The 25,393-nt window shown below is 64.7% G+C and carries 13 protein-coding genes; 3 read left to right on the top strand and 10 right to left on the bottom strand.

Going from position 1 to position 25,393, the window contains the following annotated elements; genetic code table 11:
• Positions 1-236: 236 nt before the first annotated feature.
• From AC07W0_RS24860 to gspG, 9 genes are all read right to left on the bottom strand, one after another.
• Complete coding sequence (locus tag AC07W0_RS24860; protein WP_102618448.1) at positions 237-12,857, bottom strand: filamentous hemagglutinin family protein; 12,621 nt, start codon at positions 12,855-12,857, stop codon at positions 237-239.
• A 228-nt stretch (positions 12,858-13,085) separates the two neighbouring features.
• Positions 13,086-14,258 carry a substrate-binding domain-containing protein gene (locus tag AC07W0_RS24855; RefSeq protein ID WP_102618449.1) on the bottom strand — a complete coding sequence of 391 codons (1,173 nt, stop codon included), beginning with the start codon at positions 14,256-14,258 and terminating at the stop codon, positions 13,086-13,088.
• Between the two features lie 459 nt (positions 14,259-14,717).
• On the bottom strand, positions 14,718-15,929 hold the full coding sequence (gene gspF, locus AC07W0_RS24850; RefSeq protein ID WP_017849141.1) for a type II secretion system inner membrane protein GspF: 1,212 nt from the start codon (positions 15,927-15,929) through the stop codon (positions 14,718-14,720).
• Complete coding sequence (gspE, locus tag AC07W0_RS24845; protein WP_102618450.1) at positions 15,929-17,347, bottom strand: type II secretion system ATPase GspE; 1,419 nt, start codon at positions 17,345-17,347, stop codon at positions 15,929-15,931. Before gspE ends, gspF begins: the two co-directional genes overlap by 1 nt.
• 501 nt (positions 17,348-17,848) lie before the next feature.
• The gene (gene gspD / locus AC07W0_RS24840; protein WP_102618451.1) at positions 17,849-20,152 is read right to left on the bottom strand and encodes a type II secretion system secretin GspD; all 2,304 of its coding nucleotides are present in this window, start codon (positions 20,150-20,152) and stop codon (positions 17,849-17,851) included.
• On the bottom strand, positions 20,149-20,661 hold the full coding sequence (locus tag AC07W0_RS24835) for a type II secretion system protein M (protein WP_017849138.1): 513 nt from the start codon (positions 20,659-20,661) through the stop codon (positions 20,149-20,151). Before AC07W0_RS24835 ends, gspD begins: the two co-directional genes overlap by 4 nt.
• The gene (gene gspL / locus AC07W0_RS24830; protein WP_102618452.1) at positions 20,654-21,736 is read right to left on the bottom strand and encodes a type II secretion system protein GspL; all 1,083 of its coding nucleotides are present in this window, start codon (positions 21,734-21,736) and stop codon (positions 20,654-20,656) included. The genes AC07W0_RS24835 and gspL overlap by 8 nt, the downstream gene beginning before the upstream one ends.
• Positions 21,733-22,623 carry a type II secretion system minor pseudopilin GspK gene (gene gspK, locus AC07W0_RS24825; RefSeq protein WP_158243620.1) on the bottom strand — a complete coding sequence of 297 codons (891 nt, stop codon included), beginning with the start codon at positions 22,621-22,623 and terminating at the stop codon, positions 21,733-21,735. The genes gspL and gspK overlap by 4 nt, the downstream gene beginning before the upstream one ends.
• An 8-nt stretch (positions 22,624-22,631) precedes the next feature.
• Positions 22,632-23,081: a type II secretion system major pseudopilin GspG gene (gene gspG, locus AC07W0_RS24820; RefSeq protein WP_017849135.1), complete on the bottom strand. Its 450-nt coding sequence runs from the start codon at positions 23,079-23,081 to the stop codon at positions 22,632-22,634.
• Between the two features lie 148 nt (positions 23,082-23,229).
• Here gspG and gspI point away from each other — a divergent pair, with 148 nt between their 5' ends.
• Positions 23,230-23,616, top strand: coding sequence for a type II secretion system minor pseudopilin GspI (gene gspI / locus AC07W0_RS24815; protein ID WP_046489240.1), 387 nt, complete (start codon positions 23,230-23,232; stop codon positions 23,614-23,616).
• On the opposite strand, the gene AC07W0_RS24810 is transcribed toward gspI, so the two are convergent.
• Positions 23,603-24,034 (bottom strand): type II secretion system protein N, encoded by a 432-nt coding sequence (locus AC07W0_RS24810; RefSeq protein ID WP_046383041.1) that lies wholly within the window; start codon positions 24,032-24,034, stop codon positions 23,603-23,605. The genes gspI and AC07W0_RS24810 overlap by 14 nt on opposite strands.
• Before the next feature lie 92 nt (positions 24,035-24,126).
• Between AC07W0_RS24810 and gspH the strand changes: the two genes are divergently transcribed.
• Together gspH and AC07W0_RS24800 are read left to right on the top strand one after the other, a co-directional pair.
• On the top strand, positions 24,127-24,579 hold the full coding sequence (gene gspH, locus AC07W0_RS24805) for a type II secretion system minor pseudopilin GspH (protein ID WP_057004377.1): 453 nt from the start codon (positions 24,127-24,129) through the stop codon (positions 24,577-24,579).
• A complete protein-coding gene (locus tag AC07W0_RS24800; protein ID WP_046383039.1) occupies positions 24,576-25,187 on the top strand; it encodes a type II secretion system protein GspJ in 612 nt (203 codons plus the stop codon). The genes gspH and AC07W0_RS24800 overlap by 4 nt, the downstream gene beginning before the upstream one ends.
• Positions 25,188-25,393 lie beyond the last annotated feature (206 nt).

Raw genomic sequence — 25,393 nt, 5'->3', positions numbered from 1 at the left:
ATCCATGGAGATATCTGATCTATGGAGATCAAAATGTGGGAGGGGGCTTGCCCCCGATGGCAGTGTGTCAGTCACTACATGCATGACTGATCCACCGCCATCGGAGCAAGCCCCCTCCTACCCTTCCAGCCGAGTTAGCCATGAAACACCAGCCGACTATTAGGCCGCCGCGCCAACAGCAAAAAAAACGGGGCAATCACTGATTGCCCCAAACGTACATCGAGAGGTCCTTCCACCTACAACGTGATCTGCTTGCGCTCCTCATCCGTCAACCGCGCACGCGCCTGTTCGCTCAGCGGCCCGGCGCCCAGTACCTGCACCGGGCTGTTGGGGTTGTACTCCGAGGTTTTCTGCTGTTCCTGCGGCTCGCGCTGCACCGGCTCGGAGCCAAAGCTCAACACTTCCACCGTCACGATCGACGCCCTGCCCTGCTTGGCCGTCGCCTGCTGGCTGCGCGCCGCGTCTTCCGCCGCCTGGGACGCCGCCGCCCCCGCGGCGCTGGCCGAGGTCATGGCGCCGGTGTTGACGGTGGCCGTCACCGGCACTCCGGACGACTTGCCCTGGGTCTGGATGTTCGCCGCGTTGACCACATGCAAGGCGGCGATGTTGACGTTGCCCGAGACCCGAATGCCCGCCTCGCCCGCGTCGATGGTGCCGGCCGGAGCCAACAGGTCGATGTCACCGGCCGGCACTTCGGCGATCGGTGCCAGTGTGGCAATACCGGCACCGGCGCTTGGCACATTGGGTGACAAGGTCACGTTGCCCCAGGTGTCATAGAGCCGCTTGGGCGGTGTGTACAGCACGGTGGTTTTCGAGCCACGGCCGGCGTTGATGTCGCCTTCGTTGGACCAGGCGAGAATCGCCCCGCCAAAGGTGGTCATGATCCGGCTCTGGCCTAGCAGGATGCTGCCCCGGGAATACAATTGAATATCCCCGGCACCCTGCGTGAGGACCCCGGCACTGGCCGGCGGCACGTTGCCTTCAATCCCGAACACCTGCTGCCCGCCAGGGCTGAGCATCTGGATATTGCCGCCAAACAGGGTATGCACCCCGGCACCGCCGTACAGGGTGATGTCGCCGTTGTACACGATCGGGTTACCCGCCACGTCCTTGCTCGGCAACAGTGCGTTGATGGCCGCGCGGCTGCGGACAAAGCTACCGGAACGCGGGCCAGCGGCCAGGTTGTATTCGCGACCACCTTCGCGCACTTCGGCGAAGTACACCGAACGGGCGAAGATGCGTTGCTGCTCGGGGCCCAAGCCTGCAAAGTACGCCCGCGCCTGCTCGGCATCGCCGCTGAAGGCGTAGCGCTCGTTGAGCCATTGCAACAGTTCGGCCTCGTAGGTTTTCGCCACCTTGCCGGCTTGCGCAGCCAGCGCGACCCCCTCGACCGCCTGATTGGCGCGGTCCAGGTAGGGCGTGACGAACTTCAGGTAATCCAGGCCGTTGAGCCCGACCCCGGCTTCCAGCACGATGGATGCCCCCGGACGGGAGTCGCCCGCCGCCACCGGTCCCAGGCTGGTGATGGATGCTTTGTCGGCCATCAACAGGTTGCGCCCGGCACTGACTTCCAGGGTGCCGGGGCCGGCGACGTTGAAGCTGCTGTAGAGAATGTCGCGCCCGGCGGAAACCACTGACACGTCCTCAGGGCGGCTGTGAACGAACAGGTTGCCGCGGCTTTCACCCAAGTAATCGCCGTTGTAACCCAACAGTTTAGGAAGCACCGTCGACGAGCCCATATCGGTACCTGAACTGACAATGTCGCGCCCCGCCCGCATCCAGACCGGGCCTGCGGACTCATAGCGGACCTGGCCTTGACGCGGGCTGCCGAACGTCAGGATCTCACCGCTGCGCAGCCCCACGATGTCGCCCTGCTGGGCATAAAACCTGGCCGGCTCTGCCTGGGAAGCCGGACGCGCAAGATCAGTCGCGCTGCGGAAGGCGAACAAGGAAAGGTCGTCCTGTATCGCGTCACTGCCCAGGTTGTTGACGACCAGGCTGAACCCATTCCTGCCGACAAAGGCTGGCGCGAACGGCGTCGGTATAGCACCCTGGCTGTCACCCGACTGGTTGACCGCATAACCGCTGGCGTAAATTGAGTCCCCGGCCAACATGGCCAATCGTCCTTTGCTCGACGGCGCCAATAACAGCGAATAAGCAGGATTGTTAGGCAGCGGGCCAGCACCCAGCGCGGATGCGCCGAGATAAATACTGCCATTGGCTGCTACCACGCCGAGCTTGGAGGGGAAGATGAAACGCCCGTCCGAACTGGAGTAGTTTTGCTCGGGCAGAGGATTCAGCTGGCCATTGGCGCTCAGCGACATGCTCTGCACGCTAGGCGTCAAACTGCCACCTGCGGAGAACAAGTCGATGGCGGTACGCTCGGTCCATAATGAGAACCATGTGGTGCCATTGCCATAAGCGCTACCGTTGTAACTGAACGCTTGGGTATTTTCGGTAGAGACGCGTCCAGGGTCGCCGGTCCCCGCCAACACCAGGTCACCTCGCGTCGACAGGGTGGCCGTGGCGTCGCCCAGCATCAAGGTGATCCCGCCCGTGGCCGTGCCCAGGCTTGCGGTGTACGGCGAGTAGGCTCGGCTTTCCTTGACATCCTGATCGTTACGCATACTGCCATAGTTCAAGGCAATGCCCCCCAGGCTGCCTGCCTGCAGGTTCAAGGCGCCACGCAGGTTGGTCAGCACGCCATTGAGGCTGAGTGTTTGTGCCTTATAGTCGACTGATTGCAAGCTGGCGGTATTACTGCGGGTCGCACGAGCGTCCAGCCCAGGGTTCAAATCGCCTCCCATGCGTACATCCAGGTCGCCGCCCCCCGTCAACAGCAATTGACCGTCCACCACCCGCCCGGTACTCCCCACTGCCAACACCAGGCCTTCACTGCGCGGTGCTCTCAAGCCATCCACGGAGCCACGGCGCGTCTGCATGCCACCATCGCTGCCCAGGTCCAGGGTCAGATTGCCGCCGCCCAGCGTGCCGACACCGGTGAACCCCACCAGGCGTGGCAGCTGGTCTATCTGTGCAGCGTCGTCAAAATACCGGTTGGCAGTGCCGCTTTTGCCCTTTATATAAGTGCCAAAGTTGATCCACCAACTGGTCGGTATCGGGGTGACACCCGCCGTGCTGCCTGTGCCTTGGCGCCACAACCAGTTGCCCAGGTTCGCACTGTTGAGTTGGCTGCGACCGTCATTGTCCATTGGCCTATCTTGCATCGGCGTCCAGACAGCGCCCGTCAGGCTACCGCCGGTGCGCAGCAACACGTTGCCGCCGCCGTCGGGGTACCAGGCGGCGTAAGGGCTGGCGCTGCTTTCATCGACCAAGGCTTCATACGCCTTGGCCGCGCTGCCCAGCACCGTCACATCCGCAGCGGTGACGCGAGCCTGGTTGAAGTCGGCGGCGGCACCACCTGCGCGAGACGCGCTGGACGCCCCTGCGGTGTACACGCCGTAGGGCGATTGCATTGAGACGTTGCCCGCAGCGATCAGATCCAGATCACCGGTGCCGGTGCGCAGCACACTGAAATGCTGACTCACGGGTGAAACCAGTTTGACCGGACCGACGATCACCTGCTCAGGGATTGCTGGAGTGGGTTCGCCCAAGGAAACGCACAGATCTGCGTCGCACGTGCTTTCGTTTTCGGGTGACACCGGCGCCCCGGGAGTAAAGCCAAACAACTCGGCTAAGTCGCTCCACACGTAGTTGACGCGCACGCACAAGTCCGGGCAAGAAGCCCACTCGGACTCCGGCACCGGAGTACCCGCCGTGACGCCGAACAGCTCGGCGGCAAAGTCACTCCAGTACCAGGCGCCGCCTGGCCGGGCCGGTTGCCCCGGGATGGTGGTTTTACTGTGAGTCTCGTAAATGCCGTAGTGCGTGTCCGCCAGGGTCAGGTCGCCGGCAAAGGCCGGCTGGATAGAACGCGTGTCGGCCGCCTGGGTATCAGCACCGGACACCAGACGCAACGACCACGACTGCGAGCCTTCGGCCAACATCGGCGCCACAGCCCAGTTCTGGCGTGCCGTGGCGCCGGTCACGGTGCGCAACGGCACCGATATCGCGCCGTTCGGCAGTTTGACGTCCGTGCCATAAGGAATCAGCGCGCCAACCTTGAGAGCCAGGTTCACAGCCAGCAAAACACCGTCGGTCGCACTGCCGATCAGCACCCCTCGGCTGGGTAACGGCACGCCGGCCGGCCAGGTCATCGCGCGCAGGGCGGCAGCGCCCGCCAATACGGTGCCGGCGTCCAGTCGTGTATCGGCAGCGAGCACCACAGGTTGTTGCAACAACGTGCCGGCGGCATACAGCAGGTTGCCGGCGCTGTCGCGCACCGCCGCGCTCAACACGGTATTGGCCGGCAGGGTCAGTGGCGCATCGAGGATGCCCTGCGTCGGCAGCACAGTGCCTTGCGCCAGCGTGGTGGCCTGGATCGGTAACGAGTAGTTGAGGGTCTTGCCAGTGGGGAATGCACTGCCCTCTGCCAGCACCACACCAGGGCCGGGCACGATCACATCGCTGCCGAACCCTTGCAGGCCGGGGGTCAGCACCCAGCCGTTGTCGTCCGGGGTGGGCGGCGGCGGGGCAAAACCGTCGTTGATGCTGCCGTAGACGTCCAGATTGCCACCGGCACGCACCACCAGGCTGCCGACCTCGCCCGAACCATACACCAACGTCTTCGGCGTATTGCGGTTGAGGCTGGCATAGCGCATGCCCGACAGGTCCAGGTCGCCACTGACCACCAGATCGCCTTCGGCGACGATTTCCACGCCTGGGCGCAGGTGGAAGGCGTCGGCGTAGCGGCTGTTGTTCAAGCCCGCCAGCTTGCCTTGCGTCAACCCGAGGTTGTTCAAGGCATTGTTGATAAAGGTTTCACTGAGCGCGTGTTTTTTATTCAGGTAATCCTGATCGATCATCTGATACGGCCGGCCACTGACCGACGGCTCAACGCCGGGCGGCGCATCGGTGTAACGGGCGACAGCGTTCAGCGCGATGGAGCGAGCGCCAAGGATATCGACGCGCCCGCGCGCATCGATGGCCACATCATTGGCATTCAGCCGGGGGGCATTCAGTTCCAGGGTGCCACGGGCCAGGCCGTCGTATTGCCCCGGGCCACGGCCCAGGACCGCAGCCGTGCCGTGGCGCACGTCGATACGCGCGCCATCGGCCAAGGTCAATTGACCGTCACCGCTGTTGAGTTCAACCATCGCCCGGTTCGGCGCATCGATGATTTTGCCGTAGCTGTCGACCCGCAACGCCGTACCGTGGGCATCCAGCACCGCACTGCCGGCGAGGGTCAGACCCTGCTTGCCGGCCAGGCGGATACTGCCGACCCGCTCACCACTGGCGTCGATAGTGCCCACCACCGTCAAACTGCCGTTATCCACCGAGACGTTGACCTGATTGGCCTTGAGTTCATCGCCGATAACCAGGTTGCCCTGCTTGAGCTGGAAGCTGCGCGAACCCCACACCTGCCCCTGGTTCAAGCGTTGGTTCAACGCGGCGAAATCCCCCATCTGCTGCGCACGAATGTCCACCCCGCCCGCCTGGTACGGTACCAGGGTGCCACCGGCATCGTAATAGCCGCTGCTACCGGCGCGGATCTGCCCTTGCAAGTCGACCTGCCCTGCTCCGGCGTCCACCGCCACGGCTTTGAGCAGGCCACCTTGGTTGTATCGGGCGGACAGGTCGACGAGCGCACCTGCGGCCTGATAAATGTTGCCGTGGCGGCTTTCCAGGCTGACGTCACCGCCCCAGCTGTATTTGCTCACGTCGTTGTTCCGCACGGTGCGACCACTGAGGTCCAGACGCGAAGAGGCGCCCAGGGTCAGCGCTTCATCGGCGCTGAGGGTCAGCTTGCCGCTGGGCAACACCACCGCCGTATCGACCGCCACGCTGCGCCCGGACAGCAATAACTCGGCGCCCAACGCGTCGATGGCCGTCGCATCCGCCGGGGCCGCACCGTTAGCCGGGGCCACTACGGTCACTGCGCCACCGGCGGTGATCCGGTTGATCGAACCGGCTTCACCGGTCAACAACGGCGCGGTGATGGTCAAGTTGCCGCCACTGTAGGCAAAGCCCTTGCCCGCTTCATAAGCGCCCTGGGACTGATGCACCGCCAGGCTGCCTTTGTGGTTGGCCGTAATGCGTTCGTCGGCGTTGAGGTAGACATTGGCAAAGCCCAGGGTCATGCGGCCATTCTCGGTCAGGCCATCGGGCTGGGCGTTGCGGCCATAGCCGAATTCGATGCGCCGAGCCTGCAGCTCCAGGGTGCCGCTGCCAGTGCCCGCGCCTTGGTTGATCACGGCCGGCGGCGCACTGGTATCGCCTCCCCACACCAAGGTGCCGGTCTGGATCAACGCCACATCCGCCGCGTTGCCATAGCCATAGATCGCCGGAGTCGTCAGTAACAGTTCATCCAGCAGTGACTTACCCGAGCTGTCGAGGGTGCTCAGGGTTGCGCTGCCATAGAAGTTCAAGGATTGCCCAGCTGTCAGTGCCAGGCTTTTCAGGGCCGGTGCGCCGCGTGAGGTATCGCCGCGCAACAGGCGATCCATCACTTGCTGATTGAGGGTCAAGCCCGACGGCAACACGCCGCGCGCGGCTGCCTCGGCCAACGCCTCCGGGCTGCCGACGTTGATCCCACCCACCGCCAGCGCCAGATGACGGGTGCCGTAGCGCACACCGTCACCCAAGGCAAAGCGGTTGGTGGTGGCAAAGGCAATCGAGCCCTCGGAATACAGTGACGTTTCACCGCTGCAAGCCCCTGGATTGCACTGGCCGATCAGGATGCTGCCTGGTCCTCTATTATTGTCGCCAGCGGTTGGGGCCAGCATCTGCAAGCGCCCGTTGGACACTGCCAGGACACTATGAGCGCCTGGTCGATAGATAAAACCATCATCCGAGTCATAGGCAGCCTTGCCGAGCCCCAGGGTGTTGATCGACGCACCTTGTTCGATCTCAATGGCGCCCGAGGACGTACCCGTCATCAAGAACACTTCCGGCGCCGCCAAGCTCGCACCTTGACGCACAACCACCGAGTTCGCGCTGGATCCTGTGTCGAATCCGACGAAATTACCACCCTGGCCGTACATCACCGTCGTCAAGCCGCCCACCACCAAACGGGCGGCCCCCAAGGCATTCAAATCGCTGGCGCGTACCGCCACCGTCGACGGTGTGGTACTGGCTTGGGCAGTGTCAGAAATCACCTCGATGGCGTTGCCCTGCACCGCTACAGTGGCACCGAATCCACCCTCCGCGGGTTTAAAACGCCCCTCGCCATCAAAGGTGAACCCCACGTCTTTTTGACCGGCGATCAGTTGCAACTTCAGGGTTTTGGCGTCGGCTTCAAGGGCCGCACGCGGGACGCCCAGGCGCGCAGCGTCAGCGCGCACGAAGTCTGCGTAACGGGTTTCGTTGTACTGGGAATACCGGCGCAATACCGCCGCCGGCGTGACGATCACCTGGCTCGACAGGCTGTCGCGAATGCCGGTGTGGGCAATCGACAGGAAGCCCTCGGTTGACCAGGAACCGTTATTCATGGCCGAAGCGTTCGGCATCGAACCTGCGGCAAACGCCGTTGCCAAGCCGTTGATCTCGACCCGAAACGCCCCCGGCAACAAGGCGTAACTAGACGGCAGCAAGGTGTAGGTCCCCGCCGGCAAGCCTGGAACCCCGGCACCGATACTGATTTGTTGCCCCACCAGCGGCTGGGTCGCACCCGGCTCGCCACCGCTGGGCGCGACTCCCGGCTGGGCGCCGGGAACAATCGCATAGATCGGGTTGGTGGCCAGCCCCGGCAAGGTAAAGCGCCCGTCCGCACCGATTTGCACCAACGGGTTGTAGCGCGCATCGGTGGAGCCGCCGCGCCCGGAGACAAACGCCGCGCCGAGCAACTCACCGCCACCGGCAAGGTCCAGCACCGCGCCCTGCTGCACATTCAGCGAGCGCCCGACCAATTGCATACCAACGGCCAGACTGCCCGTGTTATAGGTGCCGCCGACGCCCAGCAACTCCACCTGTTTGCCGTTGTACTGCCAGGTCACGCCGTCGACTGTCCCGCCATACGGCAGCACCAGGCCACCGGCGCTGACGGAGGTCAGGCTGCCAGGCAACAGGTTGATCACTTTGGTGGAACGGACGATGCCGCCATCCATGCCCAGGGTCAGCACGCCCATGGGCGCCCGTAACACGCCGCCTTGTTCGATGGTCGAGGCACTCAGCAGTAAGCTGCCAAACACTGAATAAGGTTGCGCCGGGGCCTCACTGCCGACCCGGCCGATGCGCAAGGTGCGTGTCGGGTCAAAGTCGCTGTTAGGCCCCGTGTAGCCGGCCGTGACCTCGGCAACGGCCCCCGTAGCCGGGTAAATCTGCGCCGCCGTCAGGCTCAAGTCGGCCTGGGTGGTCAAGGCGGTTTTAGTATTGTTCGCGCTGCGGGCCAGAAAGCGCATATCCCCCAGGCTGACCAACTGGGCCTGATCGAAGGCGCGTCGGTCAATGCCGTTGGCCAACGCCTTGGAGCGCTCGGCATGGGCACCGAAGTTGAGGCTATCACGCACATCCAGCACGTTTGCCGCTTCAACCCTCAAGAGCCCGGCTGTACCCTGCGTGGAAACGCCACCCTGGACCGTCGGACGAACGGCGCCGTCGCTGCCCTGGCTGTTGTTGCCAACCCCGGCCAGGCGTACATAAGGCGCCGCCAGGAGCACCTGGGACTGTCGGGGCGCGCCATCCGTCAACGCCATGGCCCCGGAATACAGGCTCAGGCTCTGCCCCAGACGCAGGGACACGTCACCGTCGAAGCTGATCAGACCATTGCTCAACAGCGACAGGTTATCGAAGCCGCCGGCGTCGACCTGGCTGACCGTGAGCCGGCCATGACCGTAGACCAGGCTGCCCGCGGCCGATTCGGGGGTGCTGCCGGCGGGCAACGGCACGCCCGGATCGGCGGCACTGACAATCAATTCACGGGCTTGCCGCACGCGAGCGGCGGCCGATTCGGCGTACAGCGGCGTTTCCAAGGCCAGGCTCAGGGAACCACCCGCCGCACCGGCACCACCGCTGCCGGCCTTGAGCGTACCGTCGAGGTACACGCCGGTGTTGGATGCCAGGGAGATGTTGCCGCCACGGCTGGCGATCACGCTCGGGCCGGCACCGTCCAGGTCCAGCACCGCCTGGCTGCCGGAAGCGTCAAGGCGCGCGCCTTCGCGCACCACCACAAACAGGTTGGCGGCGGAGGCGATCCCGGTGGCCGGGTCGATCACCCCGCCAATCACGATAGTGCCGCCCTGGCCGACCGTACCGTAGCGCCGGCCGAGACTGTCCACTGCGGTGAACGCCCGCCCGGCCACGTCCAGTACTGCGTGTTCACCGATCCAGATCGAACGGCCATGGCCCTGGTTTTCAACGCCATCGGCCACGTTGGGTTGCACGCTGACGGCGCCCAGCGTGATGCTGCCACCCCAGGCATTCAGGCTGCCATCCACGGTCAACTGGCCAATGCTGCGTAGACTGATCGCTTGACCCGGATCAACCTCAATCCGCGCGCCCTGGCCGATGCGCAGTTGCGCCGACGCCATCTGCGCCGCTGTCGACAACAACGTACCGGCTTGCAAGCTCATGCTCGCGCCTTTGCGGGGGGTCAACAGGCCCTTGGTGGGATTTTCCTGATACTGCGGCGGGGTCCAGATCTCCAGCGCAGTGCGTGGCGCTGCACCGCTCGCCACGCTTTGTGCGTTGTCATTGAGGCGGTACACCGGGGTTGTCACGGCAAGCTGGGTGCCATCGGCGACCACCAGACCTTCATTGCCCGTAATGTCATAGGCGCCAAAGCCCTTATTGAAGAACCCACTGCCGAGCTGCAACGTCCCGGTACCTGGGGTAACCGCCGAATCGCTGATCAGCACCTGGCCGGCCTGCACACTCAGGCGCCCGCCGCCATTGACCCCATACCCGAGCAACTCACCGTCGAGGGCCAGGCTGCCTCGGCTGTCGCCACTATTGGCGTTGGCCGCGAGCGTCAGGTCACCACCCTTGCCGCCAGTGAGCTGGCCCTTGGCATCCAGGGCTGCGCCGGATGACACGTCGACCTGGCTACCTGCCGCCAGGGTCATATCACCGCTACTGCGCAACGCCACGCTGCCGCCGTTGAGATAGGGCAAACGGCTGCCATCGCCGGTGCCCAGCCGCTGATTGCTCCACAGGCCGCTGGCATCCAGGGACACGCCGTTGTTCACCGTCAGGCTGCCACGCCCGCCGAGGGTCACATCGACTTTGCCGGCGGGGGTGATCTGCGTTTGTACGTTACCCAGTTGCAGGCTGCCGGAATGCGCGGTCAGGTTGGCATTGACCTCGATTTTCGGAGCAAACAGGGTGATGTCGCCGGCTGCGGCCACCTCCAGCGCACCGTTGACCAGAATCGAACCAGTGCTGGCGATTTTGATCGTGCCCAGCTCCGTCGCGTTCAAGGCATCGGTGTCCAGATAGAGCGTGGACACCCGATCAGCCGGCAGTGCGGTGGTCAAGTCCAGACCTGCGGCGATAGCCGCCGCCCGCTGCCCGAGCACGACGTTTTTCACGGTGCTGGCATCCGCCCCCAGGGCGTACTGCAACGTGGCGCTGTCCTTGACGTAATACGGCACGTAACTACCGACCACGAATTGGGCACCGCGAGCCACGGCTTTTTGCGACTGCAAATAACCGTCCAGGCCTTTTTGCGCGGCCTGGGTCTGGCGTTCGCCCTGATAGGTGTCACCCACAACCTGGCCCTCCAGAACCGCACTGGCGGTACTGACGACCAGGCGTCCGGCATCCCGCCCTACGGTGTAGGCACCTTCTGAACGCTCACGCGGGGCGATCAACGGGTTGTAGTAATACTCGGTCACGCCCCAGCGCTGGCTGTGGTCCTCATAGCCTTTGTAAATCCCGCTGTAGAGCAAGTCCCCCGGCGCGGTGGACAGTTCATACAAACGCCCGTCCGGCCCTTTGAGCCAGGTTTGCTGGACCTTGCCCGCTTGCACATCGAGGGTGCCGCCGGACAAGTTGATCTGCGAACCCTGTTGGGTCACTACGTCCTTACCGCTGAAGGTCACCGTACCGCCCTGGGCCATCCACTCGCCAATGCCGTGGTTACGGGTGCCCAAATAACCGCCCACTTCCAGCAGGCCGCCTGCGGTGTACCAGCGGTCGGTGGCATAGCCATTGGTGCCAGCCGCGACAAAAATCAAGTCGCGGACATCCACCCACACATCGTTGTTATTCAGGGACTTGTCGTCGCGATTGACCGCCGCATCGCGCTGCTCGTTGCCTTGGATATTGACCTTGACGCTATTGGACGCCATCGACACCTTGACCCCGGTGGCGCCGGACACGTCGATCACCGCGCCGTCGCGCACCAGGGTGCGCTGCGCAGCCTTGATACCGACTTGGCCGCCAGTGGCCAGGGTCACGGAACCGCTGCGAAAATCCACCGTGCCGTCGCTGGTGATTTCCACCAGGGACTGGTCACGGCGGTAGGTATCGGCCGGCACAATGTTGCCGTTCTGATCAAGCGACGGCGTCATCAGCCCAGCGCGCTGGCTGTCGAGGGCGCTGCTGCTGTCGAGCAAAATCGCGCTGAGGCTGCCCTCGCCCAGGGTCACGCTAGCGTTGTTGCCCGTGCCCTTTACATGCAGGGTACCCCGGGCTTCCACCGACGAACTGGCAAGTAACACGCCGTTTTGCAACACCTGCTGGCCGGCCAGGGTGATGTCACCGGTAGAGGCCTGAATCAGCCCGCTGTTGCTGACCTTGCCGTTGCCGGTGACGCTGACTTCATTGCCCCGCGTGGTGGACGCGACATTGCCATCGGTGCTGTAGCCCTTCTTGATCACAAAGCTGTCGCCCGCCGCCAGGGTGGTCTGGCCTCGCGCGGTGGAAATGGTCCCGGCGTTCTCCACCTCTTTGCCGAGCAACAGCACATAACCGCCGCCCGCAGTGGAGGTGGCGGGCACCTGGGTCTGGATCTGCGCGCCACGCTCGACCGTCACCTTGCCGGCGGCCTGGGTGAATCCGGGCGCGCTGTTGCTTGAACTGTACAGCCCCTTGGCGGTGAATTGCTCATCGCTGAAGCCCGTGGCGGCAGCCACCAGGTTGCGCACGTTGACCTGGCTGCTGCCGCTGAACACGACGCCGTTGCTGTTGAGGATCAGCACCGTGCCGTCAGCTTTGAGAGCCCCTTGGATCTGGCTCGGCGCCGTGCTGTTGTTGACCTTGTTGAGCGCGGCCCAATCGCTGTTCTGTTGGAACTGCACGGTGGTGTTGCGACCGATGTTGAAGGTGTCCCAATTGAGGATCGCCTTATCGGCCGTTTGCTTGATCGAGACCAGCGTCTTGCCGTTGGCATCGGTTTGCACCGGCCCCTCGGCGTTGACGAACAGCGGCTTGCCATCCGCGCCGATCACCACATTCAAGCCGTTGCCGCCCAGACCGTTATGGATCGTCTCCGGCCCCGCGCTGGCGTTATTGCGGGCAGCGGCCTGCGCCGCCTGTTGCGCGGCAATTGCGGCGACGCTGGTGTTGAGGGTCTGAAAGGAGCGTTGCAACTGCTGACCAAGCGCCTGTTGCTGGGCCAACGGCGGCGGCGTTCCCGGCGACGTCGCGCCAGGGCGTGCGCCGCCATCGACCTGCGTCACGCCCTTGGCGGCAAACCAACCCGAACTGAACGCATGGGGCTGCGCCGCGTGGGCACCGCCGGTAAACACCAGCAGTGCGATCACATGGGCCAGGGGTTTAAGGCGCAACACCGGTTGACCGGCAGTGGCAGGCACGTTGGCAGCGCGGTTGGCAGGCAGCTTCAGACGGGAACGCATCACTTACAGGTCCTTTTGACGGGGCAGGCGAACGACGGGCGCGCGAACACTGCGCGGGCACGTGTTGTGGTTATTGCTTAAGGCGGTTGCCGAGGGGTGCGACCGAACTGATGTCACACAATGTTCATACAACGCGGTTCAACTGGCGGGTCGCGATGCACAACGACAAAACCGGCAATGACGCGAAGTCATTGCCGGTTGTGGGGCCAACCCTGTCGAGACGGGGTGTTACAGCGGACGACCGATACCGTTGCAGGTGTTGGTGTCGCCGATGCGCAGCGAGCTGGTGGTGGCAACGAAGTTGTCGTAGACCGCTTTCTGCCAGGTGGTGGACAACGGAATGAACGAGTGGCTGCTGATAGCCGCGTTATTCACGCCGGTGTAGTGACGTTTCAGGAAAGTCTGGATGCGGATGTTGTCAGTGGAGTCTTTGTAGCACTGGCTGAAGACCAGGTTGGTGTAGCCGACGATGGGGTAGCCCGCAGTCGGGTTGGCAAACGTAGGGACCCAGTTCAACGGGTCGGCGGCGGCGGCGGAACCGACGGCCGGTGGCGCAATAGTATCGAGAGAAGCTTGAACGTTCACTTCAGTCGGCAGGAAGCCATTGACCGAGGCAACGGCGGCGGCGCTGTTGAACGCTGCGTAGTCAGGGCTGACGTAACCGATGGCACCATTGTTATTGGTGATAGCAGTGGCGACACCTTGACTGCCGGTTACAGCGAGGTAGCTTGAACCGACCGGAGCGCTGGTGGCTGGGTCAAAGCCGATGGCGGTGACGAAGCTGTTGCTGACATTCGGTACCGATGCGGGTTTTACCGCTTTGAGGTGGTTGGTAAAAATCTCGGTGGTCCCGCTGGTTTCCTGACGGTAGACCACTTTGATCTGCAGGTCTGGACCGGCAGCCCCGTTGAATTGCACGTCTTTCCAGTTAGTGATCTTGCCGGCGAAGATATCGGCCAACTGAGCACTGGTGAGCTGCAGCGAGGTTTTACCGTCGATGTGGTAAGGCACGGTCACCGAAGTGGCTTCAGCCGGGACTTGAACCAGCGGGCCATAGGCGGCGCGGCCTTTAACGGTGTCAGCGTTGTAAGCAGCCAGTTCCGCGGCGCTCACCACCGAGTCGCTACCGGCATAATCAATGGTAATACCCGCGGCCAATTTCAGCTTGGTCGAATCGTTACCGAAGAACGCCTTCTTGCCGTCGCCGCTGCCCACACCGATGTAGGGGCTAAAACCTGGAATGCTGGCAGAGAGGATGCCGGTAGCCGTCGTCGATGTGGCAGTGCTGCCGTAGAGTTTTTCCGGCAAGGTGGCCCCGCCACCGACCACTGCGGCCATGGATTGGGCCGAAGCCAGTGCTGCAACTGCCAAAGAGGCCGCGATCATAGTGCGCTTAAACATGAAGAATCTCCTTTCGTCGTGTTTGTACGTTTGAGGTAGATGGCTCTTGCATGACGCCATGGCTCCGGTCCCAAGCCGTGTCTCGGGGGTGGCTGGGGGTGAGGCCATGGCTAGAGAATTTCGCAGCTTCCGATGACAGCAATGGGAAAAAACCTCGGGAGGAAGAGCTTGATTTTTAAAAAGATTCTCGGGTGTTTTGGTCATGGTTTTGAGCGGTTTGGAGGCAGGTGACAGCGCGGTTTCAGTGGGGGTTTCGTCAAGGCGGCGTAGGCTGCGGCGAGGGGCTTGGCTGTGACGAAACGATGAACCCGAGGTTGCGGGCTGGCGGTATCGGCCCACCCCAAAATCAACTGAACAGGTAGGGTCCAATGTGGGAGGGGGCTTGCCCCCGATGAGGGAGTGTCAGCCAAAGATGCATAGACTGACGCATCGCAATCGGGGGCAAGCCCCCTCCCACATTCAGGTCACCAGCTGGTTGATCTCGATGATCGGCAACAGCACCGCCATCACGATCACCAGCACCACGGCGCCCATCACTACGATCATCAGTGGCTCGAGCAGCGCGGTCATGCCCATGGCACGGCGTTCGATGTCCCGCGACAGGGTCTGTGCCGCGCGTTCGAGCATGGGCGGCAGTGAGCCGGTTTTTTCACCGCTGGCGATCAGGTGGATCAGCACCGGTGGGAACACCTTCTCCACCGCCAGCGCCGGAGCGAGGTTGACGCCCTCGCGCACTTTGGCGGTGGCGTCGTTGACGCACTGGCTCAGACGCTCGTTGGACAAGGTCTGGCGCGCCGCTTCGAGGGCGCGCAACAGCGGCACGCCAGCACCGCCGAGGATCGCCAGGGTCGAGGCAAATCGGGCGGTGTTCAGGCCCAGCACAAAGCGCCCGATCAGCGGCAAGCGCAGCACGCGGCTGTGCCAGTTCAAGCGCGCCACCGGGTCGCGCAGGTACAGGCGCCAGCCCCAGAAGCTGCCGACGATCCCGGCAAAACACAGCCACCCCCAGGCGCGGATAAAGTCGCTGGCGTTGAGCATCGCCAGGGTCAGCCCCGGCAGGTCCTGGCGCGCCTGGGAGAACGCGCTGACCACCTGGGGCACCACGTAGCTGAGCAGGAAAATCACAATGCCGATGGACACCAGCCCCACCACGCCGGGGTAGATAAAAGCGGTGAGGATCTTGCCGCGCAGGTTGTTGCGCTCCTCGATGTAGTCGGCCAGGCGCTCCATCACCTGGGCCAGGTCGCCGGACTCCTCCCCCGCCGCGATCAGCGCACGGTAGATCGACGGAAAGTCCCGTGGCCGTGCCGCCAGGGCATCGGCCAGGCGCATGCCGCCGCGCACATCGGCGCGCACGGCGGCCAGGGTCTGGGCGATGTGTTTTTTCTCGGCCTGCTCCACCGTCGCGCTCAGCGCCGCTTCCAACGGCAGGCTGGCGCCGAGCAGGCTCGCCAGTTGCCGCGTGGCCCAGGCCAGGTCGTTGTCCGACAGCTTGGCGCTGAATAGGCTGCTGCCGCCCGCGGCCTGTTGATTGCCTTCGACCTGCACCAGAAGCGCGGTCAGGCCACGGCTGCGCAACGCGGCAAACGCCGCGCTCTGGCTGTCCGCCTCCAGGTGCCCGGCCTCGACCTTGCCGCTGGCGTCGGCGGCTTCATAGCGATAGCGATTCATCAGGCGTCCCGTGTTACGCGCAGGATTTCTTCGGCCGCGGTGGTGCCGCTGCGCACCCAGCGCTCGCCGTCTTCACGCATGCTGAACATGCCGGCGCGGCGTGCCGCCAGACGCAGCTCCTGCTCGCCGGCGCCCTGGTGGATCAGGCTGCGCACCTCGTCGTCGACGCAGAACAACTCATGGATACCGGTACGCCCGCTGTAGCCGATCTGGTTGCACTGCGCGCAGCCCACCGGGCGCCAGGTGCCCGGCATGGCCGGGTCTGCCTGCTTGCAGTGCGGGCACAGGCGCCGCACCAGGCGCTGGGCCAATACGCCCAGCAATGAAGACGCCAGCAGGAACGGTTCGACGCCCATATCGATCAGGCGGTTGACCGCCGACACCGCGTCGTTGGTGTGCAGGGTGGCGAGCACCAGGTGGCCGGTGAGCGAGGCTTGCACGGCGATCTGGGCGGTCTCCAGGTCGCGGATTTCGCCGATCATGATGATGTCCGGGTCCTGGCGCAGGATCGCACGCAAAGCCAGGCCGAAGGTCATGTCGATCTTGGCGTTGACCTGGATCTGGCTGATGCCCGGCAGGTCATACTCCACCGGGTCTTCGACGGTGAGGATATTGCTGGTGCTCGCATCCAGCCGCGCCAGCGCGGCGTAGAGGCTGGTGGTCTTGCCGCTGCCGGTGGGCCCGGTGACCAACACGATGCCGTGGGGCTGGCGGATCAGCGTGTCAAGGCGCGCCAGCAGTTGCGGCTCCATGCCCAGGGTCTCCAGTTGCAGGCGCCCGGCCTGCTTGTCCAGCAAGCGCATCACTACGCGCTCGCCATGCCCGGTGGGCACTGTCGACACGCGGATATCAATCGGCCGCCCGGCCACGCGCAGGGCGATGCGGCCGTCCTGAGGCAGGCGTTTTTCGGCGATGTCGAGCTGGGCCATGATCTTGATCCGCGACACCAGCGCGCCATGCAGCGCCTTGCGCGGCGAGACCACGTCGCGCAGGGTGCCGTCGACGCGGTAGCGCACCACGGAGTGGGTTTCGTAGGGTTCGATATGGATATCACTGGCCTCATCGCGGGCGGCCTGGGTCAGCAAGGCGTTGATCATGCGGATCACCGGCGCGCCGTCCTGGGTGTCGAGCAGGTCGGTGATCTCGGGCATGTCCTGCATCAGGCGGTCGAGGTCGACTTCGTTTTCGGCGGCACCGACCACCGCAGCGGCGCTGCCGGTGTCGGCATAGGCGCTGGCGAGCAGGCCGTCGAGTTCGTCGTCGCGCACCTGCTCAAGGCGGCTCTGGCCGAACTGACGCTGGACTTCGCTGATCGACCAGCCGGGGGTCGACGGGCAGACCGTCAGCAGCAGGCCGGCCTCGCCGGGGCGCAGGAGGATGCGTTGGGATTTGGCCCAGGCGTAGGGCAGCAGGCTCATGGGGTTGACCCTTTTGGATTGAGTACATATCCGTTGCTGCGGTAACGGCGGCTTATGGTTCCGCCCTTACGGCGGGCCGCCGCGCAGTGTAAATGTGGGAGGGGGCTTGCCCCCGATAGCGGTGTGTCAGTCAATTCATCTGTAACTGAACCACCGCTATCGGGGGCAAGCCCCCTCCCACATTTTGAAGCGGTGAGTGCCTGGGGATTCTCAGTCAAATCCGACTGCACCCGTCTGGGCACTGCATTGATTGCAGCGGGGTTGTGGCACAAATCCAGGCCATGAAAAAACACCGCCCCCCCGCGTAAACACGATGCGAAGCGAGCCGCTTTTGATCTTAAACCACGCAAGCCTGCGTTCGGGCACACCGAGCCCAAGCGAGGTGCCGAGTGGTGGGGCAAGAGCCCTTTGGTTACTTTGGGGCTTTTCCAAAGTGACCCGCCGTAAGTGCGGAACCATAAGCCGCCGTTACCGAAGCCCCGGATATGCACTCGCTCAACATCAATCACGAGCCGGCACCGCCCTGATCACCGCCCTCGGCCCAGCCCCCGGAATCGCCTTCTCCACCGACGGCAACTGCGGTGCCTGCACATCCGGCATTGCCCAACTGCGCTCCGGCTGCAAGCCTCCCTGGGCGCGGCGCATGAACTCATAGCGGTTCAGCGTGATACTGCGCCCCGCGCCACTGTCGCGAATGATGTAGGGGCGCAAAAACACCATCAGGTTGGTCTTGTTCACACTGCGCTTTTCATTGCGAAACAACGCGCCCAACCCCGGGATATCCGACAGCCACGGCACCGCGTCATTGCTCTGGCTGTAGCCGTCCTGCAACAACCCGCCGAGCACCATGATCTGCCCGTCGTCCAACAGGATGCTGGTATCGATCGCCCGCTTGTTGGTCACCGTGCCCGCGTCCACCGACGCCCGCGCGTCCACGCTGCTGACTTCCTGGTAGATATCCAGCTTCACCGTGCCGCCTTCGGAAATCTGCGGGCGCACGTTGAGCTTGAGCCCCACTTCTTCGCGCTGCACGGTCTGGAACGGGTTGTTGCTGGTGCCGCCGCCGCCCGTCACATAGCTGCCGGTGACGAACGGAATGGTCTGCCCGACAAAAATGCTCGCGGCTTCGTTGTCCAGGGTCAACAGGTTCGGTGTCGACAGCACGTTGGTGCCGCCCTTGCTTTTCAAGGCGCGGGCCAGCACTTTGAGGTCGAGCACCTTGCCGATCCCGGGGATGTCGACGCTGCCATCGACCAGGCCGATATTCAGGCCCTTGGGCAGCACATCGATGCTGGTCTTGCTGGTCGACGTGCCATTCACCCCGCTGCCCCCCAGGTTCACCCCGCCAAAACCGCCCTTGCCGCCGAGGTTGCCAGCCTGCCACTGCACGCCGAACTCGCTGGCGTCGTCTTCGTTGACTTCGACGATCAGGCTTTCAATCACCACCTGGGCGCGGCGCTGGTCAAGCATGTCGATCACTTCGCGCAGGTTGCGGTACAGCGGGTCCGGCGCGGAGATCAGCAAGGTGTTGGTGGTGGCGTCGGCCTGGATCGTCACGCCGCCGGCGCTGAACGCGGTGTTCTGATCGCTGGGGCTGCTGCCGGTCGCCGGTTTGTCCTGGCTATACCCGGCCTGCACGCCGCTGCCGGTGGGCGTGCCGCTGCTGTTCTGCGCGGTGCTGTTGCCCCGGGTGCTCTGGGCATTGCCACCCATGGCACTGAGCTTGCCCCGCGCCTCGTCGCTGACGCCGGACTCGCTCTCGCCGGTGAGCAAGCCGCGCAGCGACTGCGCCAGCTTGCCGGCCTGGGCGTTGCGCAGGTAGACCACGTGCATGTTGCTCGGGTTGCTCTGGGCATTGTCGAGTTTGTAGATCAGGTTGCGCGCCAACTCGGTGCGCTCGGGGCTGCCGGAACGGATGATGATCGAGTTGGAGCGCGGGTCACCGATCACGTTGATCTTCTGGGTCTGGTCGGCGCCCTGGGTTTCCAGGAGTTCGCTGACCATGGCGGCGATGTCCACGGCGATACCGTTCTGCACCATCACCACGTCGGTGTCGATGGCGCTGGGGGTGTCGATGCCGTCGATGATCTGCGCCACCCGCGCAAGGTTTTCCGCGTAGTCGGTGATGACGATGCTGTTGTTGCCCGGGTAGGCGTTGATCGGGTTGTTCGGCGACACAATCGGGCGCAGCACCGGGATCAGGTTCACCGCGTTTTCATATTGCAGGCGAAAGGTGCGGGTCTGCATGCCGCTGCTGCCGGCGCTGTAGATCGGCCCGCCGAGCAACTTCGCATCGGCCTCCGGCACCACCTGGGCCACGCCGCCGACGTCGACCACGCTGAAGCCCTGCATGCGCAGCGCCGCCAGCAGCATGTCGTAGGCTTGATGCGCCGGCACCTGGCCTTCGCTGACCAGGGTCAGGTTGCCTTTGACTCGAGGGTCGACCAGAAACTGCTGGCCGGTGGCACGGGACAGCGCGCGCACCACCGCCTGGATATCGGCATCGACAAAATTCAACTGCACCGGCTGATCGCCCAGTGGGTTGCGCGTCTTGACCGCAGCCGGCGCGTGGCCACGGGCGCTGTTGGTCAGCGGGTGCTGGACGCGGGGCTTGGGCGCCGGCTCGCGCTGGCGCTCCAGCACGCTCTCGCTGCTGCGCCGGGTGTCGGCCAGGGGCTGGCCGAGTTCGCTGTCCACCTGCAACGGCTTGGTCGGCGACGGGGTGTTGCTGCACGCGCTCAAGGCCAGTAACAGCAGCGGCGCGATCTTGCGAAAAGGCGCAGGGTTGGGGACTGACCACTTCATGAAGCTTCCTTAGCGCCAAGCGCCTGATCCATGCGAACGGTCCCGGACACAGTGCCGGCCGAGTTGTCGATAGCGTCCGCGCTACGCTGCAAGCGCGCCTCGGACACCTCCAGGGAAAACGAACGGGGATTGCCCAGTAACCAGTCCATCACCGCATCGGCCGGCGCGTTGTCGAAGCTCAGGCGCCAGGCGCCGGCATCCAGCGCCTGCAACTGGTAACGACCTTGCAGGCCGGCGCTGTCCAGGGCCTGTTGCAGCGTGGCGGCATCGGCGGGCCGCGGCGCCGCGACGCCCTGCAACAGCGCGTGCAAGGTGGCCGCCTGGGTGCGCAACTTGGGGGTTTCGGCCTGCCAATACGCGATCGTCTTCAAGGGCGGCTGAATCAGCACCAGCCAGGTCAACAGACCTGCCAGCACCAGGCCGGCGCCGCTGAGCATGCGTTGTTCGCGCAGGGCCAGGCCGCTCCAGAACGCCTGGGCCTGGCTGCGTAGACGGCGCCACTTATTCATCAGCGGCTCCCGGTTTTTCGGCGCTTTCCACCGGGCCCAACGTCCAGCCATGCTCATCGCGGGTCGCGCTAAACCCGGCCTGGGCCAGCGCCGCTTGCCCATCGCCCGGCGCCGTCGGGCTACGGCTGTCGGCCAGCAAGCCCACGTGCAAGCGGCCCTGTTCGAAGCTCAGGTTGTCGACGTTGCCGACCATGAACGGCAGGCTGCTGCCGGCCACTTGCAGCAGGCTGCCAAAGCGCTGGGCGGGGTCGGCGGCGGCGCCGGTTTGGCGGGCGGCCAACTGTTGGCGGGCCTGCTGCAAGGGGTTGAGGATCACCGGTAATTCGGGGAAGGCCTGGCGCACCTGCTGACTCAGCAGCGCCTTGAGCTGCTGGCCTTCGCCCGCCTGGCGCGCGGCGTACAGGTTCAGGCCCAGGGTCCAGACGGCAGTGGCCAGGGCGACAGCGGCCAGCGCCCTGCCCCAGCCACCGCTCGCCGGTGGGTTGAGGCGGCCGTGCAAGCCCCAGCCAGGCACGGCGCCACTCCAGCGTTGCGCCTCCGGCGCCAGCGGCACCTCCAGCCCTTGATCCAACACCTGTTGCCCGAGCGGATGCACCGCCGCTTGGTGCAGGCTATGGCGTGTCAGCAAATAACCGTCGTGCATGGCCGCGGCGCCGAGCGGCAAGGCATACGGCGCCGGGTACAGGCCGCGCAACCTGAACTGGCCCTGCGCCAACACCTGGCCCAGGCGCTCCAACCCGGCCGTGGACACCCAGGCCACCTGCACGCGCCCATCGCTGTCGCGCGGGCCGTGGGCCACCTGCATCTGCTCCACCGGCCCGAGGATCAACGCCTGTGCGGCACAGGCCACGGCGGCGGCGGTTTTGGCGGCGGCCAGCGGCGGCAGCTCGAGGCTGGTCGACAGGCTGTCGGCGGGGTGCAGAAAGCACTCCACCGACGGCTTGGACCGGCCCAACTGCAGCAGGCTTTCGCAACCCTCGCTCACCACGGCGCCACGCTCCAGCCAGGCAAATTGCACCTGGCTGTCGACCGTCAGTTGATCGAGTGACGGCAAGCCGATCCGCAGGCGTTTCATGCGCCCACCCGCGACCAGATCACCTGGGGCCGGCGGTCTTCGGGGCGATGCAACAACGCGTCGATCGTTACCCGGCGCTGTTCACGGCGTACCTGGCCCTGCAGGCGAAACCACTCGCTGGTGATGCCCACTTGCACGCTGTCCACCGCCACTTGGGGCAGGTGCAGGCGGTTGACGAAATCGCCACGGTTGATAAACCAGCGCCCGCTGTCGCGCTCGGCCACCAATGCCTGGGCCTGGGCCAGGCTGAGTTCCGGCACCACCGCGCTGAGCACTTCGGCGCTGGCGGTGTTGCCGTTGACCCAGGTATTGCCGGGCAGCACGCCGACGAAGGTCTGCAGGCGTCGCAGCAGCAGCGGGTCGAGCCCTTCGATACCGCTCAGGTCATCCAGGCTGCGCAGCATCGGGTAGCGCGCCGGCAGCAGCGTCTTGTCGGTACGTTGATCATAGGAGGCGATCACTCGCCGGCTGATACGTCGGCTCACGGCCGGGTCGATGTCAATCAGGCGGCACAGGCGCTCGAAAGCTTGCAGTTGTTCGGCGTCGAGCCGCTGGTGATTGACCAGATTGCGCAGGTTGAACTTGCCCTGCTCGTCCTCCAGGCGCCCTTCAAACACCCCGCCCTGGGGCCGCGCCCACGGCTGATCGAGGCGCGTCAGCACGTCCTTCTGGCGCGCCTCCCACAGCAACAGGCGGCTGTGTTCCAGGCGGCCTTGCAACAGCCACTGACCCTGAATGCGCAATTGCTCGGCCTCCACGCTGCGGGTGAATACGCTCTGGCGCGTGAGCATGGCGCCGGCGATCACCGCCACCACCGCCGCGATCAGTAACGCGCTGATAATCGCCATGCCGCGCTGCTTCGCCGCTGCGGGCGAATCCCGTTTCATCGCGCGCTTTACAGCTGCCAGGAGCCGATATCGGCATTCACGCCGTCGCCATCCGGCTGGCCGTCGGCACCCAGGGAGAACACATCGACCTCGCCGTTGGCGCCTGGGTTGAGATAGTGATAAGGATGGCCCCACGGGTCATTGGGCAGACGGTCGAGGTAGGCGCGCCAGTTGCTGTTTTTCGCATCCGCCGGGCGTTCCACCAGCACTTTGAGGCCCTGGTTCATCGTCGGGTAAGTGCCGTGGTCGAGGCGATAGAGTTTCAGCGCCTGCATCAACCCGCCGATGTCCTGTTTCGCCGCGGTGGCCCGCGCCTGGTCCGGACGGTCGAGTACCTTGGGCACCACCATCGCCGCCAGAATCCCGAGAATGACCACCACCACCATGATCTCGATCAGGGTGAAGCCACGCTGGCCGCGAGGGCCTGGCAGTGGGGATGTTAGGCGTGCGATATCCATCTCGACATTCCTTGGCTTGAGTGCATTTCGGGGCGCAGTGTTGCAAGAACACATGTCAGTCGTATTGAAAATCCTCGGGAGTTTCGGTCGCCAATCGGTCAACTGCCAGCGCTAGGCTGCGCACCTGTTTCCAGGCTTTGAGAACGCCATGCGCAGGCACCGCAACGAGCGAGGTTTTACCCTGATTGAAGTGCTGGTGGCGCTGGCGATCATCGCGGTGGCCATGGCCGCGGCCGTGCGCGTGGCCGGGCTGATGACCCAGAGCAACGGCCTGTTGCGCGACAAGTCGATGGCGATGCTGGCGGCGCAAAGCCGGCTGGCGGAGTTGCAGTTGGAGGGGCGGTTGAGCAGCGGTAAGAAGACCTTCGCGTGCGATCAGGGCCGCTTGAAACTGCGTTGCGAGCAGACCCTCAGCAGCAGCCCCGACAGTCAGTTGGTGCAGGTCGATGTGCAGGTGCGGGACGCCAGCCGCGAGGCGCCGCCGTTGGCGCGCCTGGCGACGACCCTGGCCAGGCCGCAGGTCAAGGCCGAGTGAGGCGTGGCAATGCGGGCGCCTGCGGCAACGTGTCGAGCTGCACGCGCACCTTCTCGCCGCCGCGCTCGATCTCGACACCGTCGCCCGCGATGGCCGTCAAGCGCACGCCGGGGCTGAGGCGCTCGCCGAGCAGAAAACTGCGCGGCGGGCCATCGTTGAGGCTGAGGATCGCCACCGCGCCCCGCGCTCCGGCCAAGACCCCCGAGACCTTGACCTGCAATGCCGTCGGCGCCGTGGAAAACCACTGCAACGCCGGGTTATCGCTGCGCGCCGCCAACGCCTCGGCGGCCGCCGGCGGCGTGTGGGATTCGGCGGAAGTGAGCAGCAACGGCGTCCAGACCGCCACGCCGGCCAACGCGGCAACCACGGCCAGTGCCTGCACGCCGAGGGCGGGAGAAAAACGAAGGGCAAGTGCCATGGGTGGACCTCCTGTTTGTCCGTGGCATCAGCCTACAGGCCAATTCGCACGTTTTTATTTCATAACCTCGCCAGCTTTCCAGGTGCCGCCCCATGAAACAGCAAGGTTTCACCCTGATCGAACTGATGGTGGTGCTGGTGATCATCGGCATTGCCAGCGCCGCCATCAGCCTGACCATCAAGCCCGACCCGCTGCACCTGCTGCGCAAAGATGCCGAGCGTTTGAGTCAATTGCTGCAAGTGGCCCAGGCCGAAGCCCGCGCCGATGGGCGGCCGATCACCTGGCGCGCGGACGCCAAGGGTTTCCGCTTCAACCGTCGCAGCGATGACGGCCTCGGCGTGGAGTCATTCCAGGGCGACGCCCAACTGCGCCCGCGCCTATGGGAGAGCACGCCGATGCAGGTCACGATCGAGCCCCGGCAAACCTTGGTGCTCGACGCCGAATGGATCAACCCGCCGGTGCGGGTCGAACTGTCCGACGGGCAACACCGCCTCAGCCTGCAACGTGATGCCGCCGGTTTGATGCGCGTGGTGAGCCAGCCATGAGTGCCTCGCAGAAAGGCTTCACGCTGATTGAGGTGATGGTGGCGATCATGCTGATGGCGCTGGTCAGCCTCATCGCCTGGCGCGGCCTCGACAGCGTGACCCGTGCGGATCAGCACTTGCAGGCCAGCACGGAACAGACCGAGGCGTTGTTGCGGGCGCTGAACCAGTTGCAGCGCGATCTCAACATGCGCGCCAGCGTGGAGCTGAGCGTGCCGGCTTCTCTGCAAGCCGATAAAACCAAGCCCAGCGGGTTGGCGGCGGTGACGGTGCGCAGTTCCGACAGCAAGGGCTTTCGCCTGGACGTGATCCGCAGCGCGCCGGTCGCGGCGGATGGGCTGCAACGGGTGCGGTGGTGGCTCAAGGGCGACAGCCTGTACCGCGCAGCCGCACCGGCGCGGGATCGCTTTCCGTTGCCGGCGGCTAAGGATGGGGTGGTGGTGTTGACCGGGGTCAGTGATCTGCAGGTGCGGGTGTGGGAAGCGGACAAGGGCTGGCGGCAGTTGAGCGGGAATCGGCGGGAAGATCCGCTGGGGCTGGAGGTGAGCCTGGTGCGGCAGACGGCGCAGGGGGTGGAGCGGTATCGGCAGGTGGTGGGGCCGCTTTGGTAGGGTTGGGTGATGGGGGCATATTCGTTTTTTCGGTAATGGTGGCGGCTGAGTGCATATCCGTTTTTTCGGTAATGGCGGCTTGGGGTTTTGATGGGGGACATATCCGTTTTTTTGGTAACGGCGGCTTAGGGTTCCGCTCTTACAGCGGGTCACTTTGGAAAAGCCCCAAAGTAACCAAAGGGCTCTTGCCCCACCACTCGGCACCT

It is taken from the genome of Pseudomonas sp. GW704-F2, assembly GCF_059423025.1.
This window is presented reverse-complemented; position numbering and strand designations above follow the sequence as displayed.

Excerpts from the sequence above, each read along its gene's own strand:
- AC07W0_RS24860 (WP_102618448.1), bottom strand. The coding sequence starts at position 12,857 with ATGCGTTCCCGTCTGAAGCTGCCTGCCAACCGCGCTGCCAACGTGCCT.
- AC07W0_RS24855 (WP_102618449.1), bottom strand. The coding sequence starts at position 14,258 with ATGTTTAAGCGCACTATGATCGCGGCCTCTTTGGCAGTTGCAGCACTG.
- gspF (WP_017849141.1), bottom strand. The coding sequence starts at position 15,929 with ATGAATCGCTATCGCTATGAAGCCGCCGACGCCAGCGGCAAGGTCGAG.
- gspE (WP_102618450.1), bottom strand. The coding sequence starts at position 17,347 with ATGAGCCTGCTGCCCTACGCCTGGGCCAAATCCCAACGCATCCTCCTG.
- gspD (WP_102618451.1), bottom strand. The coding sequence starts at position 20,152 with ATGAAGTGGTCAGTCCCCAACCCTGCGCCTTTTCGCAAGATCGCGCCG.
- AC07W0_RS24835 (WP_017849138.1), bottom strand. The coding sequence starts at position 20,661 with ATGAATAAGTGGCGCCGTCTACGCAGCCAGGCCCAGGCGTTCTGGAGC.
- gspL (WP_102618452.1), bottom strand. The coding sequence starts at position 21,736 with ATGAAACGCCTGCGGATCGGCTTGCCGTCACTCGATCAACTGACGGTC.
- gspK (WP_158243620.1), bottom strand. The coding sequence starts at position 22,623 with ATGAAACGGGATTCGCCCGCAGCGGCGAAGCAGCGCGGCATGGCGATT.
- gspG (WP_017849135.1), bottom strand. The coding sequence starts at position 23,081 with ATGGATATCGCACGCCTAACATCCCCACTGCCAGGCCCTCGCGGCCAG.
- gspI (WP_046489240.1), top strand. The coding sequence starts at position 23,230 with ATGCGCAGGCACCGCAACGAGCGAGGTTTTACCCTGATTGAAGTGCTG.
- AC07W0_RS24810 (WP_046383041.1), bottom strand. The coding sequence starts at position 24,034 with ATGGCACTTGCCCTTCGTTTTTCTCCCGCCCTCGGCGTGCAGGCACTG.
- gspH (WP_057004377.1), top strand. The coding sequence starts at position 24,127 with ATGAAACAGCAAGGTTTCACCCTGATCGAACTGATGGTGGTGCTGGTG.
- AC07W0_RS24800 (WP_046383039.1), top strand. The coding sequence starts at position 24,576 with ATGAGTGCCTCGCAGAAAGGCTTCACGCTGATTGAGGTGATGGTGGCG.